Here is a 13815-nt window from a genome sequence, read left to right on the forward strand (position 1 = left end):
ATGTTGCAAAAGGGCGTGTCACAGCGCCCTTTTTCGCATTCTGCCCCTTTCCCGGAACGCCCGATGAATACCTCTTTCCTCTCCGCCACCGTGCTGCTGATCCTGATTACCGATCCGCTGGGCAATATCCCGCTGTTCATCTCCGCGCTGAAGCAGGTCAAGCCGGAGCGCCGGCGCAAGGTGGTGTACCGCGAATGCCTGATCGCCTTTGTGGTGTTGCTGACCTTCATGTTCTTCGGCAAGGGCTTTCTGGAGGTGATGCACCTGACCGATGAAAGCCTGCGTGTGGCCGGCGGGGTGATCCTGTTCCTGATCGCGCTGAAGATGATCTTTCCGGGCGACGGCGGCCATGCGGCCAACCAGTTGAACGGCGAACCGTTCATCGTGCCGATCGCGGTACCGCTGATCGCCGGGCCGTCGGCAATGGCCACCGTGCTGCTGATGTCGACGCGCGAGCCGGAACGCATGTTGGAATGGATCGGTGCGCTGAGCATCACCATGCTGGTGACGCTGCTGGTGTTCCTGTTCTCCGGCAAGATTCACCGCCTGCTGGGCGAGCAGGCGATGACGGCGATGGAGCGGCTGATGGGCCTGATCCTCACCGCGATCTCCATCGAGATGCTGCTGGGCGGCGTGGCGGCGTATATCAAGAAGCTGGCGTGAAGGGGCGGGGCAACGGCGCATGCCACTTTTTTGCGATTGTGGCCGTGCCGATCCGCCGCCGCGCCAAGGCCACCCTGCTGGCCCGCTTGGCGCAGCAGCAATGCAAAAAGCCGCAACCCGTTAAGGATTGCGGCTTTTCATGATCTGGTGGCCAATCTCGGAATCGAACCAAGGACACACGGATTTTCAATCCGTTGCTCTACCAACTGAGCTAATTGGCCAAACATCTGGCGCAGGGAAAAGTGGTGGCCAATCTCGGAATCGAACCAAGGACACACGGATTTTCAATCCGTTGCTCTACCAACTGAGCTAATTGGCCTCTTTGCCGCGCACTTGCGTGCTGCATCAGAGGGACGCATTAAAGCAGATCAGAATTTTTGCGTCAAGGATTTTCCAGAAAAAACCGCAGAAATGAGCGGTTTTTTCAAATCTGCCGCTTTTTTATGCAGCGTCTGGCTGTTGCGCCGGATGGGCGGCGGCAAAGGCCGGCAGCTGCGCCAGCCGGCCGGCGATGGCCGCCAGCAACGGGTACGGCGTCATGTCGACATTGAAGCGTTGCGCGTTGAATACCTGTGGCAGCAGGCAAGCGTCGGCCAGGGTAAGCACGTCGCCGAAGCAGTACTGCCCGACACTGGCGGCCAACTGCTGCTCCAGCGCGGCAAAACCGGCGGCCACCCAGTGGCGGTACCAGGCGTTGCGCGCCTCTTCCGGCTGCTGCAGTTCGTTCTTCAGGTAATTGAGCACGCGCAGGTTGTTCAGCGGGTGGATGTCGCAGGCAATGCTCTGCGCCGCCGCGCGCACCTGAGCCCGCAGCGCCGGCGCCGCCGGCAGCAGCTGTGGCGTGTCCGGGTAGGCATCGTCCAGGTATTCGCAGATCGCCAGCGACTGGGTGAGCAGCACACCGCTATCCAGCAATGCCGGCACCAGACCCTGCGGGTTCAGCGCCAGGTAGTCGTCACCGCGCTGTTCGCCCTTCACCAGACTTACCGGCTGCTGCACATAAGCCAGCCCCTTCAGGTTGAGGGCGATGCGCACGCGGTAGGCGGCGGAGGAGCGGAAATAGCCGTACAGGATGCGCACTCTGGCGTCGTGGGTCATGGTGTTCTCCGTGGTATCAAAAACGTTGGCCGCAAGCCCGAAGGCTGCGGCCACGCGTTCACTGCCTGGATTCGGCTGGCGGTGCCGAGCGGCCCAGATCGTCCACACCCTGCCACCGGCACCGCGGCCGAAACTTTGCGCATGCTCACAATCTGCTGCGCGTCGGCGATACCGCGTTAAAAACGATTTCGGAATGCTCATTTACGCGGTGTAAATTCCGCTTCCTCAACCGTTTTTGCCTTGTCTCGCCCTAGCTCGCTAGATTGTGGATACGTTCCTAGTCCGCGGACAGCACGCCGCGGCGGATCTGGTCTTCCTCGATCGATTCGAACAGCGCGCGGAAGTTGCCCTCGCCGAAGCCTTCATTACCCTTGCGCTGGATGATTTCGAAGAAGATCGGCCCGATCACGGTCTCGGTAAAGATCTGCAGCAGGATGCCTTCCACCGGCGCGCCGTCGATCAGGATGCTGTTCTGCTGCAGGCGGGCCAGGTTCTCGCCGTGGTTCGGCACGCGCTGGTCCACTTTCTCGTAGTAGGTGGCCGGCGTGTCGAGGAAACGGGTGCCGCGCGCCTTCAGGGTTTCCACCGTAGTGTAGATGTCCTCGGTGGTCAGCGCGATATGCTGGATGCCTTCACCGTTGTACTGCTTGAGGAATTCCTCGATCTGGCTCTTGTCGTCGGACGACTCGTTGATCGGGATGCGGATCTTGCCGCACGGGCTGGTCATCGCCTTGGACACCAGGCCGGTGAGCTTGCCCTCGATGTCGAAATAGCGGATTTCCTTGAAGTTGGCGATGTTCTCGTAGAAACCGGCCCACTTGTCCATATTGCCGCGGATGACATTGTGGGTGAGGTGGTCGATCACCTTGAGGCCAACCCCCGCCGGGTGCTGGTCCACACCGTCCAGCGGCACGAAGTCGATGTCGTAGATGTCCTTGCTGCCGTAGCGGTCGACGAAGTACAGCGCGGAACCGCCGATGCCTTCCACCGCCGGAATGTTCAGCTCCATGTAGCCGATCGGGCGGGAGTACGGCTTGGCGCCGTGCGACAGTGCGTAGTCATAGGCCTTGGCGGCATCCTGCACCCGCCAGGCCATGGCGCAGGCGGACGGGCCGTGCTGGCCGGCGAATTCGCTGGCCGGCTGCGTCGGCTCGGCATTGAGGATGAAGTTGATGTCGCCCTGGCGGAACAGGCTGACATCCTTGCTGCGGTGACGGGCGATCTCGATGAAGCCCAGCGACAGGAACAGGGCCTTGAGCTTTGCGACGCCCTCGGCGTCGGGCGCGGTGTATTCGACAAACTCGAAACCGTCAGTGGCCAGCGGGTTCATCAGGTGGTGTTCCATCTTCATGCGGTTCTCCTCTTTGCGGCCACGGTGCGGGCTGCAGCTCTGTAGGTGTGCGGCACGGATGCCGGTGTCGCCAGGCCACGGCGTCCGCCGGATACAGGGAGATGAAAATGCAACAGCGCTACAAGCAGATACCATCTGGCGTGGCTGCTGCCTGCAGTGCCGTAAGCCGCCGCCAAGCGGCGTGCCCACGGCGTTCTCCTCTTGTGTTGGGGTATCCGGCGATCTACTGCCGCCGTAATAAATGACTGGCTATGGCGAAGTATTCTAAGTAAACTTGCCAGCAATTTTCTTGCGATATAATGCGCAGAAAATTAAAAACATAAAACAATATTCCAGAGCAAAACCATAATCAGGAGATATCATGCCCGTGGCAACACTGGACAAGACCGACATCAAGATGTTGGCCGCACTGCAAGCCAATGGACGCCTGACCAACGTCGAACTGGCCGAGAAAGTGGCCCTCTCCCCCTCCCCCTGCCTGCGCCGCCTGAAACAGCTGGAAGAATCCGGCGTCATTCGCCAGTACGTGGCGCTGCTGGAGCCGGCCAAGATCGGCCTCGGCCTGCAGGCCTTCGTGCGCGTGTCGCTGGAAAAACGCGGCGGCGGTCACCTGGAAAACTTCATGGAGGCGGTACAGCGCTGGCCGGAAGTAGTGAACTGCTATGCGATGACCGGCGAAATGGACTACCTGCTGCAGGTGTACTTTGAAGACCTGGAACATTTCTCGCGCTTCGTGATGGACGACCTGCTGCAGCAACCGGGGGTGGAGGACGTGAAATCCAGCTTCGTGCTGAAGGAGTTCAAGAAGACCACCGCGCTGCCCATCCTGCATCTGGGGCAATAAACCGCTGCCGCGGTCGTGTGACAGTGGCCGCCCGCAGCAAACCGCCCTGCCGATGTGAGCGCAAGGCCCGGCATTGCCGGGCCTTGCTGCATTTCAGCGCCTGCCGACTGCGCGCCAGCACCGCCCCGCCACCGCGCGGCCAGCCGCCGCCCTGCCGACGCGCTTGCCAGCGCCGGTTTTTTGCCGGACAGTAGGCGCGCAGGACACTGGCACAACCGGTGTCCTGATGCCGACTTTTGCGGAAACCCTGCCGTGACGCTATCCAAACCCCTCAAACAGCAACTGCTGCAGCGCGCGCTGTTGTTCAGCGCCGTGTTCTGCGCGCTGGCGCTGCTGCTGCAGCTCGCACTCGGCTATCGCGCCAAACAGCAGCAGCTGGCCGATATTCCACAGCGCATCGAGCTGCAGCTGATGCCGATGCTGGCGCAAAGCGTCTGGGACGTAGACCAGGGTGCCACGCTGCAGCTGCTGCGCGACCTGCTGCAACAGGAAGGCATCCGCCAGATTTCGCTGCGCAACAACCAGGGCGCGGTGCTGCAGGAGCTGGGCAGCGGCGACGATGTCAGCCATGTCATCGAGCTGCCGGTGCAGTCGCGCCGCACCGGCGACCAGCCGCTGGGCCTGCTGCATATCGGCCTGTCGCAAGCGGCGCTGGAACAGCAGCTGTGGCGCGACAGCCTGCTGATCCTGCTGGAGTTGCTGGCCGGCCTCGTCGGTCTGACGCTGCTGTGCTACCGCTTCCAGCAGCGCCGCATTCTGCAGCCCCTGCAGCAGCTGCATGGCCGCATGCTGCCGGCGGCCAACCTTGACGCTGCCAACGACGAAATAGCGGCACTGACGCAGGCGCTGCAGCAGCTGCAGCAGCAGCACCACGGCTACGAAACCACCCACCAGCACCAGGAGCGCGAGCTGGCACGCCACCGCGACCACCTGACCGAGCTGGTGGCGATGCGCACCGCCGAGCTGGAGCACCTCAGCCGCTTCCAGCACCTGATCTCCGAGCTGTCCACCCGCTTCATCCACCTGCCACTGCAGGAGCAGCACCAGGCGGTGGACAGCGCGCTGGAGCGCATCGGCAGCCTGCTGGAGGTCGAGCGTTGCTACCTGTTCCGCGTCACCCCGGAAATGACCATCCACGACAACCAGGAGTGGTGTGCCAGCGGCGTGCAGAGTACCGCCGGCTTTTACGAGGACTACCCGATCAGCGAATCGCTGTGGTTCGTGCCGCAGCTGCTGCGCCAGCAACAACTGGCGTTCTCCAGCCTGGACGAGATCCCGCAGGAAGGCCATTACGAACGCGAGCGCTTTGCCGAGCACGGCATCCGCAGCATCGCGGTGGTCACCCTGTCGCACCAGGGCCAGCTGCTGGGCTTTGTCGGCTGCGACGCGGTCAGCCGGCCGCGCGCCTGGCTGGACAAGGAGCTGGCGCTGCTGCGGCTGGTGGGCGAGATGCTGTGCAATGTGCTGCTGCGCAAGCAGCACATGGAAGAACTGGACAGCACGCAGCGCGCGCTGGCGCAGGCCAACAGCAAGCTGGAGAGCATCGCCAACACCGACGGCCTGACCGGGCTGGCCAACCGTCGCCTGTTCGACCAGCGCAAGCAGCTGGAATTTACCGCCGCCTGCGCGCTGAAACAGCCGCTGGCGCTGCTGCTGCTGGATGTGGACCTGTTCAAGGCCTACAACGACTGCTTCGGCCACCTGGAAGGCGACCAATGCCTGCGCCAGCTGGCCGCGGTGCTGCAGCAGCAGTTCCCGCTGGAGGAACAGCTGGTGGCGCGCATCGGCGGCGAGGAGTTCGCCGTGCTGCTGCCGCGTACCGATGCCGCCAGCGCCGGCCAGCTGGCGGAGCAACTGCGCCAGCGCGTCTGGCAGCTGGCCATCCCGCACATGGCCTCGGCGGTCTCCACCCACGTCACCGTCAGCATCGGCATCGCCAGCCTGGACCTGGCGCGCCACGACAGCATCGACGACCTGCTGGCCGAGGCCGACAGCCGGCTGTACCAGGCCAAGCACCAGGGCCGCAACCGCGTGGTCGGCCCGGATCTGCGCCTGTAGCCGCCGCACCGCCGGCAAGAAAAAACCGCCGCACTGCCACGCAGTCGGCGGTTTTTTTACGCGGCAAGGTTGGCCGCATGCCCCATCACAGCCCCAGGCGCTGCCACACGGTGGAGACGATGCCGGCCTGGTTCAGGGTGTAGAAGTGCAGGCCGGGCGCGCCGTTCGCCAGCAGGCGGTCGCACAGCTCGGTGACCACGTCCAGCCCCAGTGCGCGGATCGACGCGGTGTCGTCCATGTACGCCTGCATGCGCAGCCGCAGCCAGCGCGGCACTTCCGCGCCGCACATGTCAGAGAAGCGGCACAGCTGGCCGAAGTTGGCGATCGGCATGATGCCCGGCACGATGGGCACATCCACGCCGCGCGCCTGCACCTCGTCGACGAAGCGGAAATAGGAATCGGCATTGAAGAAATACTGCGTCATCGCCGAGTTGGCGCCGGCCTTCACCTTGCGCACGAAGTTGTTCATGTCGTCTTCGGCCGAACGCGCCTGCGGGTGGAACTCCGGGTAAGCCGCCACCTCGATGTGGAAATGGTCGCCATGCTCCTCGCGGATGAAGGACACCAGCTCGTTGGCGTAGCGGAACTCGCCCGCCTCCACCATGCCGGACGGCATGTCGCCGCGCAGCGCCACGATGTGGCGGATGCCGTGGTTGCGGTATTCATTGAGGATGGAGCGGATGTTGTCGCGGGTGGAGCCGATGCAGGACAGGTGCGGCGCGGCGGCATAGCCTTCGCCGCGGATTTCCAGCACCGTGGCCAGCGTGCCTTCGCGGGTGGTGCCACCGGCGCCGAAGGTCACCGAGAAGAATTCCGGCTTGAATTGCGCCAGCTGCTGGCGGGTGGTGCGCAGCTTGCTCATGCCTTCCGCGGTGCGCGGCGGAAAGAATTCGAAGCTGAAAGTATGTTTGCGTTCTGTCATGGCAGCTCTGCTTGCTGAGTTCTGGGATCCCTGGCATGGCGTAACGGTCTGGGCCGCTTGTCGCCTGGCGGCCAACGTTGGCCGCAAAAAAGCGGGCAGGAAATTCTAGCCGCCTGCCCGCTTTTTACCGACATCAAATATCAATAACGATAGTGTGCCGGCTTATATGGGCCGTCCTTCGGCACGCTGATGTAGGCGGCCTGCTGGTCGGACAGCTCGGTCAGGCGCGCGCCGATGCGCTCCAGGTGCAAGCGTGCCACCTTCTCGTCCAGGTGCTTGGGCAGCACGTACACCTTGTTTTCGTACTTGTGCTCATTGGCGAAGATTTCGATCTGCGCCAGCACCTGGTTGGTGAAGGAGTTGGACATCACAAAGCTGGGGTGGCCGGTGGCGCAGCCCAGGTTCACCAGGCGGCCTTCGGCCAGCAGGATGATGCGGCGGCCGTCCGGGAAGATGATGTGGTCGACCTGCGGCTTGATGTTTTCCCACTGGTACTGGCGCAGGCTGGCGACTTCGATCTCGCTGTCGAAGTGGCCGATGTTGCACACGATGGCGTTATTGCGCATGCGCGTCATGTGCTCGTGGCTGATCACGCCAACGTTGCCGGTGGTGGTGACGAAGATGTTGGCCTGATCGCAGATTTCGTCCATGCGTACCACGCGGTAGCCTTCCATCGCCGCCTGCAGGGCGCAGATCGGGTCGATCTCGGTCACCCACACGGTGGCGCCCAGGCCACGCAGCGATTGCGCGCAGCCCTTGCCCACGTCGCCGTAGCCCAGCACCACCGCGACCTTGCCGGCGATCATCACGTCGGTGGCGCGCTTGATGCCGTCCACCAGCGATTCGCGGCAGCCGTACAGGTTGTCGAACTTGGACTTGGTCACCGAGTCGTTGACGTTGAACGCCGGGAACGGCAGCGCGCCGTCTTTTTCCAGCTGGTACAGGCGATGCACGCCGGTGGTGGTTTCCTCGGTCACGCCCTTGATGTGCTGCAGGCGCTTGGAGTACCACTGCGGGTCGATGGCCAGGTGGCGCTTGATGGAGGCGAACAGCGCGGTTTCTTCGTCGTTGGTCGGGTGGCCGATCACGCCCAGATCCTGCTCCGCCTTGCTGCCCAGCATCAGCAGCAGGGTGGCATCGCCACCGTCGTCGAGGATCATGTTGGCCGGCTGACCTTCCGGCCATTCGAAGATCTTGTGGCTGAATTCCCAGTATTCGTCCAGGCTCTCGCCCTTGAAGGCGAACACCGGGATGTTGGCCGCAGCAATCGCCGCCGCGGCGTGGTCCTGGGTGGAGAAGATGTTGCACGACGCCCAGCGCACTTCGGCGCCCAGCGCGGTCAGGGTCTCGATCAGCACCGCGGTCTGCACCGTCATGTGCAGCGAGCCGGCGATGCGGGCGCCGCGCAGCGGCTGGCTGTGCTGGTATTCCTTGCGCGTCGCCATCAGGCCCGGCATTTCGGTCTCGGCGATGTTCAGCTCTTTGCGGCCCCAGTCGGCCAGGTTGATATCGGCAACAACGAAGTCGTTGAAGTCAGCCATCGTGCAAATCCTTTTCACGAAGGCCGGGAGGGATGGCTCACCCGCGCATCCCGTGCCCGGCACGGGGTTTCTGGCCGCTTCCGTTCGGGAAGCAACCAGCCAAATAGCAGGTGAGCGCCGTTTTGAAGGTTCCGGGCCTGGGGCACAGCCTCGCAGCGCTCCCCGGAAGCCGGCGATTATACGTGGTTTTTCCGGGCTTTACCGCAGCCTGCGGCCAACCTTCTGCCCCCGGAAAAACAAAAACCGCCAGCACGGGCTGGCGGTTTGCTGGCGGGTAAGCTGAGCGTGCTTACAGACCGGCGTCGGCGCGCAGCGCCTCCACCTTGTCGGTGCGTTCCCAGCTGAATTCCGGCTCTTCGCGACCGAAGTGACCGTAGGCGGCGGTCTTGGTGTAGATCGGACGCAGCAGGTCCAGCATCTGCACGATGCCTTTCGGACGCAGGTCGAAGTGGCGCTTCACCAGCTCGACGATCTGCTCGTTCGGAATCACGTTGGTGCCGAAGGTATCCACCGAGATCGAGGTCGGCTGTGCCACGCCGATGGCGTAGGAAACCTGGATCTGGCACTGGCGCGCCAGGCCGGCGGCGACGATGTTCTTGGCCACGTAACGACCGGCGTAGGCGGCGGAACGGTCGACCTTGGTCGGATCCTTGCCGGAGAAGGCGCCGCCGCCGTGCGGTGCGGCACCGCCGTAGGTGTCGACGATGATCTTGCGACCGGTCAGGCCGCAGTCGCCCATCGGGCCGCCAATCACGAAGCGACCGGTGGGGTTGATCAGGAACTTGGTTTCAGCGGTGATCATTTCCGCCGGCAGCACCGGCTTGATGATGTCTTCGATTACCGCTTCGGTCAGGATCTTGTGATCGATGTCCGGGCTGTGCTGGGTGGACAGCACCACGGTGTCGATGCGCTTGGGCAGGCCGGTGGCGCTGTCGTACACGCAGGTGATCTGGCTCTTGGCGTCCGGGCGCAGCCACGGCAGGCGGCCATCCTTGCGCAGTTCGGCCTGGCGCTGCACCAGGCGGTGCGCGTAGTAGATCGGGAACGGCATCAGCGTCGGAGTTTCGTCGCAAGCGTAGCCGAACATCAGGCCCTGGTCGCCGGCGCCCTGTTCCAGATCGAGACCTTCGCCTTCGTTCACGCCCTGGGCGATGTCCGGCGACTGCTTGTCGTAGCCGACCAGCACCGCGCAGCCGTGGTAGTCGAAGCCCAGCTCGGAATTGTCGTAACCGATGCGCTTGATGGTTTCGCGCGCCACCTTGATGTAATCGATGTTGGCGGTGGTGGTGATTTCGCCGGCCAGGACGACGAGGCCGGTATTTACCAGCGTTTCGGCCGCGACGCGGGCATACTTGTCCTCGCGCAGGATGGCATCCAGGATGGCGTCAGAGATCTGATCGGCAACCTTGTCCGGATGTCCTTCCGATACCGATTCCGAGGTAAAAAGATATTCGCTCATTGTCTTCGTTCCAGAAAATGGCCAGTGAGTTGATGATAAAATAGCGTGTTTTTTTGTCCGTCCAAGTCCATGACCCGACTCGCACGTTTTGTTCTGCAGGCGCTTGCCGCCTTGCCGCTGCCGCTGCTGCACGCTTTGGGCAGCATGCTCGGGCGGGCGCTGTACTGGTTTTCGCCGGGATTTCGTGCGCGCATGCGCACGAACATTGCGAACAGTAAAATCGCTGGAAATTATCAGGTTTGTGAACAGCTCGTCAAACAGTCCGCGGCGGAAACCGGCAAGGGCGCGCTGGAGCTGGCCATCGCCTGGTGCCGCGAGCCGGCCGCCATCATCGGTCTGATCAAGCACTGCCAGGGCTGGGAACACGTCGAGGCGGCGCTGGCCGCCGGCAAGGGCCTGATCTTCGTCACCCCGCACCTGGGCAGCTACGACATCGCCGGCCGCTATATCTCCTCCCGCCTGCCCTTCCCGCTCACCGCCATGTACCGTCCACCCAAGCTGGGCTGGCTGGAGCCGATCATGAACGAAGGCCGCGTCCGTGGCGGCGCCAAGACCGCACCGGCCACTGGCGCCGGGGTGCGGCTGTTGATGAAGGCGCTGAAATCCGGCGAAGCCACCATCATCCTGCCGGACCAGGTGCCCGGCAGCGGCGAAGGGGTATGGGCGCCGTTCTTCGGCCGGCCGGCCTTCACCATGAGCCTGCTGCCGCGGCTGGCACAAATGGACAATGTGGCGGTGCTGTGGTTTACCGGCGAACGGCTGCCGCACGGCCGCGGTTTCGTGGTGCACATCGCGCCGCAGTCGCAGCCGTTCTGCGGCCAACGTGACAGCGATGTCGCCATCCTCAATGGCGAAGTGGAACGGCTGATCCGCCACTTCCCGTCCCAATACCTGTGGAGCTACAACCGCTACAAGCGCCCTGCCGGCGCACCGCCAGCTCCCGATTCCGTCTGAAAGACTGCTGCATGAAACTTGCGTTGGCCCTGTTGTGGCTGCTCCGCCTATTGCCCCTGCCCGTCATTCACGCCCTGGCCTGGCTGCTGGGCCAGATCGTGTATTGCCTGGCCCGCGAGCGCCGCCGCGTCGGCCTGATCAATCTGCGGCTGTGTTTCCCCGACATGAGCCCGCAGGCGCGGCGACGGCTGATTCGCCGCCATTGCGTGGAGATGATGAAGCTGCTGCTGGAATACGGCGTGGTGTGGTGGTCGTCGCCGGAACGCCTGCGCCGGTTGGTGGAGATTCGTGGCCTGGAGCACATCAGCCGCCTGCGCGAGGCCGGCGAAGACGTGATCCTGTTCTACCCGCACTTCGTTGCCTTCGAAATCTGCGCGCTGCGCCTAAACCTGGAACTGCCGCTGGTCAGCGTGTATTCGCACCAGAAGAACAAGACGCTGGACGCGCAGTTCTACCAGGGCCGCAATCGCTTCGACAACGCCTTTATCGTATCGCGGCAGGAGAGCCTGCGCAGCATCATCAAGGCGATGCGCAAGAATCACACCCCGTTCCTGTATCTGCCGGACCAGGACTTTGGCGCCCGCGACTCGGTGTTCGTGAAGTTCTTCGCCACCGACGCCGCCACCATTACCGGCCTGTCGCGCATCGCCTCGCTGGCGAAGGCCAAGGTGGTGCCGGCGATTGCCCGCCGCGAAGGCGGCCGCTTCGTGCTGGACATCCATCCGCCGCTGCAGAACTTCCCCAGCGACGACCTGACCGCTGACACCCGCGCGATGAATGCCTTCCTGGAACAGCGCATCCTGGAGGCGCCGGAACAGTATTTCTGGCTGCACAAACGCTTCAAGACCCGCCCGGCGGGCCAGCCCAAGCTGTACTGAGCGCATCAGCCGGCACCACAAGGCGGCCATGCGGTGACACCGCTGGCCGCTTTTTCTTTGCCGGCAGTTGCTCACGTGGCACATGACCGACTGCGCACGCGGCTCGCCACGTTGGCCGCATTGTGCTGCCACTGGTGATGGGCACTGCGGGTGATGGCAAGCTCTCCGCCGACTGCGGCGCCAGGCCAATCGCCGTACGCACAAGCTTCGCCCCCGCTGTGCGCATGCAAAACAAAACAGCCCGCAGATGCGGGCTGTTTTTGCTTGATCGCGGCGGACTCAGCTACTACGGCGCTTCCAGAAGTAGCGCGCCACAAAACCGGGGAACGCGAACACCAGGAACAACGCCACGGTGGTCACGTAGAACTGCCAGTTTTGCGCATGCAGCGGCGCCAGGCGCCCTTCCAGCAGCCGTGCCAGCAGGCCCAGCAGCAGGAACAGCGCTACCAGCTCCAATAGATGCCAGCCGAAGTGCTTGCGCGCGACCTGCTTGAAGCCGGCAACACGGTTGCTGACGAACGGCAGGTTGGCCGCAACAAAGGCGACGAGCAACAGGAGGGTAACGCTGGTTTCCACGATTCGATCCTTACAGGCTGGTGAGCGACAGTTTCATCGCTTCGACACACATGGCCACCAGGCGTTCCGGCATCACGCCCAGCACCAGCAGCGCCATGGCATTGACCGACAGCACCAGCTTCATGTCGCCCGGCATGCTGATCGGGCTGTTGTCCTGTACGTCATCGAAGTACATGGCCTTAACCGCACGCAGGTAGTAGAAGGCACCGATCAGCGACATCAGCACCGCCACCACCGCCAGCCATACCAGGTTCACGTTGACGATGGCCTGGATCACCGCGAACTTGGCATAGAAGCCTGCCAGCGGCGGAATACCGGCCATGGAGAACAGCGCCAGCAGCATCAGCAGTGCGTACCAGCTGTTGCGGCCGTTCAGGCCCTTCAGGTCGTCCAGGGTTTCGCACTCGAAACCGGCGCGCGACAGGCCCAGCAGGATGCCGAAGCCCACCAGCGTGGTCAGCACGTACACGATGGCGTAGAACATCGCCGCGGAATAGCCTTCCGGGGTGCCCGCGATCAGGCCCAGCAGCAGGAAGCCCATGTGCGAGATGGTGGAATACGCCAGCATGCGCTTGAGGTTGGTCTGCGCGATGGCGGTGATGTTACCGATCGCCATCGACAGCACGGCGATGATCACCAGCATGCCCTGCCAGTCGGCCACCATGGCGCCCAGACCCTGCACCAGGATGCGCAGCACGAACACGAATGCGGCCAACTTGGGGGCGGCACCGATCATCAGCGTCAGCGCGGTCGGCGCACCGTGGTAAACGTCCGGTACCCACATGTGGAACGGTACCGCACCCAGTTTGAACGCCAGGCCGGCCACGATGAACACCAGGCCGAATACCAGCAGGGTCTGGTTGGCAGAACCGGCGGCAATCGACTTGGCGATCAGTGCCAGATCCAGCGAACCGGTGGCACCGTACAGCATGGACATGCCGTACAGCAGCAGGCCGGAGGCCAGTGCGCCCAGCACGAAGTACTTCATCGCCGATTCGGTGGCCCGCGCGGCATCGCGCTGCAGCGCGATCAGCGAGTACAGCGACAGCGACAGCAGTTCCAGGCCCAGGTACAGGCTGACGAAGTTGCTCGCCGACACCATGAAGTTCATGCCCAGCAGGGCGAACAGGCTCAGGGTGAAATATTCGCCCTTGAACAGGCCGCGGTCGGTGGCGTACTGACGGGTGTAAACCAGCACCGTGGCTGTCACGCCGTACATGGCGACCTTGACGATATCCGCCAGCGGGTCGTCAACAAACATGCCGCTGAAGGTGTAGCTGGCAAACGGTTCAAACGTGTTGATCTGCAGGAACGCGCACACCGCCAGCGTCACCAGCGACAAGCCGTAGGTGATAACGCGTTTGGCATCCGAGATAAACAGATCCAGCATCAGGATGACCAGCAATGCTCCGAGCAGAAACATCTCGGGCAATGCCGGCATCAGGTTGAGATCAGCCCAATTCATCGCTTG

12 protein-coding genes, 2 tRNA genes and 1 riboswitch are annotated in these 13815 nt (G+C 63.2%); of the genes, 5 read left to right on the forward strand and 9 right to left on the reverse strand.

Annotation, left to right across the window (positions count from 1 at the left end; all coding sequences use genetic code 11):
- Nucleotides 1–63 precede the first annotated feature (63 nt).
- Complete coding sequence (locus ACFOLG_RS00955) at nucleotides 64–663, forward strand: MarC family protein (protein ID WP_386087470.1); 600 nt, start codon at nucleotides 64–66, stop codon at nucleotides 661–663.
- 145 nt (nucleotides 664–808) lie between these two features.
- On the opposite strand, the gene ACFOLG_RS00960 is transcribed toward ACFOLG_RS00955, so the two are convergent.
- The 4 genes from ACFOLG_RS00960 to hppD all read right to left on the reverse strand — a co-directional run bounded on the left by ACFOLG_RS00960 (nucleotide 809) and on the right by hppD (nucleotide 3112).
- Nucleotides 809–884: transfer RNA gene (locus ACFOLG_RS00960), tRNA-Phe, on the reverse strand.
- A gap of 22 nt (nucleotides 885–906) precedes the next feature.
- Nucleotides 907–982 (reverse strand) — tRNA-Phe (locus ACFOLG_RS00965).
- Between the two features lie 122 nt (nucleotides 983–1104).
- Nucleotides 1105–1761 (reverse strand): maleylacetoacetate isomerase, encoded by a 657-nt coding sequence (maiA, locus tag ACFOLG_RS00970; RefSeq protein ID WP_386087472.1) that lies wholly within the window; start codon nucleotides 1759–1761, stop codon nucleotides 1105–1107.
- Between the two features lie 277 nt (nucleotides 1762–2038).
- A complete protein-coding gene (gene hppD / locus ACFOLG_RS00975; protein ID WP_386087474.1) occupies nucleotides 2039–3112 on the reverse strand; it encodes a 4-hydroxyphenylpyruvate dioxygenase in 1074 nt (357 codons plus the stop codon).
- 361 nt (nucleotides 3113–3473) lie between these two features.
- Between hppD and ACFOLG_RS00980 the strand changes: the two genes are divergently transcribed.
- Together ACFOLG_RS00980 and ACFOLG_RS00985 are read left to right on the forward strand one after the other, a co-directional pair.
- A complete protein-coding gene (locus tag ACFOLG_RS00980) occupies nucleotides 3474–3956 on the forward strand; it encodes an Lrp/AsnC family transcriptional regulator (protein ID WP_386087476.1) in 483 nt (160 codons plus the stop codon).
- Between the two features lie 252 nt (nucleotides 3957–4208).
- Entirely contained in the window at nucleotides 4209–6014 is a 1806-nt protein-coding gene (locus tag ACFOLG_RS00985; RefSeq protein WP_386087478.1) for a sensor domain-containing diguanylate cyclase, read from the forward strand.
- A gap of 85 nt (nucleotides 6015–6099) precedes the next feature.
- Here the strand turns inward: ACFOLG_RS00985 and metF are convergent, their stop codons facing one another.
- The 3 genes from metF to metK form a co-directional block, all read right to left on the reverse strand.
- Entirely contained in the window at nucleotides 6100–6936 is an 837-nt protein-coding gene (gene metF / locus ACFOLG_RS00990; protein ID WP_386087480.1) for a methylenetetrahydrofolate reductase [NAD(P)H], read from the reverse strand.
- A 140-nt stretch (nucleotides 6937–7076) separates the two neighbouring features.
- A complete protein-coding gene (gene ahcY / locus ACFOLG_RS00995; RefSeq protein WP_386087482.1) occupies nucleotides 7077–8477 on the reverse strand; it encodes an adenosylhomocysteinase in 1401 nt (466 codons plus the stop codon).
- A gap of 105 nt (nucleotides 8478–8582) precedes the next feature.
- Nucleotides 8583–8647: riboswitch (S-adenosyl-L-homocysteine riboswitch) on the reverse strand.
- 119 nt (nucleotides 8648–8766) lie between these two features.
- Nucleotides 8767–9936, reverse strand: coding sequence for a methionine adenosyltransferase (gene metK / locus ACFOLG_RS01000; RefSeq protein ID WP_386087484.1), 1170 nt, complete (start codon nucleotides 9934–9936; stop codon nucleotides 8767–8769).
- Nucleotides 9937–10005: 69 nt separating this feature from the next.
- Between metK and ACFOLG_RS01005 the strand changes: the two genes are divergently transcribed.
- Both ACFOLG_RS01005 and ACFOLG_RS01010 read left to right on the forward strand, forming a co-directional pair.
- Nucleotides 10006–10890, forward strand: a complete 885-nt coding sequence (locus ACFOLG_RS01005) for a lysophospholipid acyltransferase family protein (RefSeq protein WP_386087486.1) — start codon at nucleotides 10006–10008, stop codon at nucleotides 10888–10890.
- Nucleotides 10891–10901: 11 nt separating this feature from the next.
- Nucleotides 10902–11768, forward strand: coding sequence for a lipid A biosynthesis lauroyl acyltransferase (locus tag ACFOLG_RS01010; protein WP_386087488.1), 867 nt, complete (start codon nucleotides 10902–10904; stop codon nucleotides 11766–11768).
- A 279-nt stretch (nucleotides 11769–12047) separates the two neighbouring features.
- Here the strand turns inward: ACFOLG_RS01010 and ACFOLG_RS01015 are convergent, their stop codons facing one another.
- Both ACFOLG_RS01015 and nuoN read right to left on the reverse strand, forming a co-directional pair.
- Nucleotides 12048–12344, reverse strand: a complete 297-nt coding sequence (locus ACFOLG_RS01015) for a DUF2818 family protein (protein ID WP_386087490.1) — start codon at nucleotides 12342–12344, stop codon at nucleotides 12048–12050.
- Nucleotides 12345–12354: 10 nt separating this feature from the next.
- On the reverse strand, nucleotides 12355–13809 hold the full coding sequence (nuoN, locus tag ACFOLG_RS01020; RefSeq protein ID WP_386087492.1) for an NADH-quinone oxidoreductase subunit NuoN: 1455 nt from the start codon (nucleotides 13807–13809) through the stop codon (nucleotides 12355–12357).
- Nucleotides 13810–13815: the final 6 nt, after the last annotated feature.

It is taken from the genome of Vogesella facilis (assembly GCF_042648525.1).
In the GTDB taxonomy this organism is placed as follows: domain Bacteria; phylum Pseudomonadota; class Gammaproteobacteria; order Burkholderiales; family Chromobacteriaceae; genus Vogesella; species Vogesella facilis.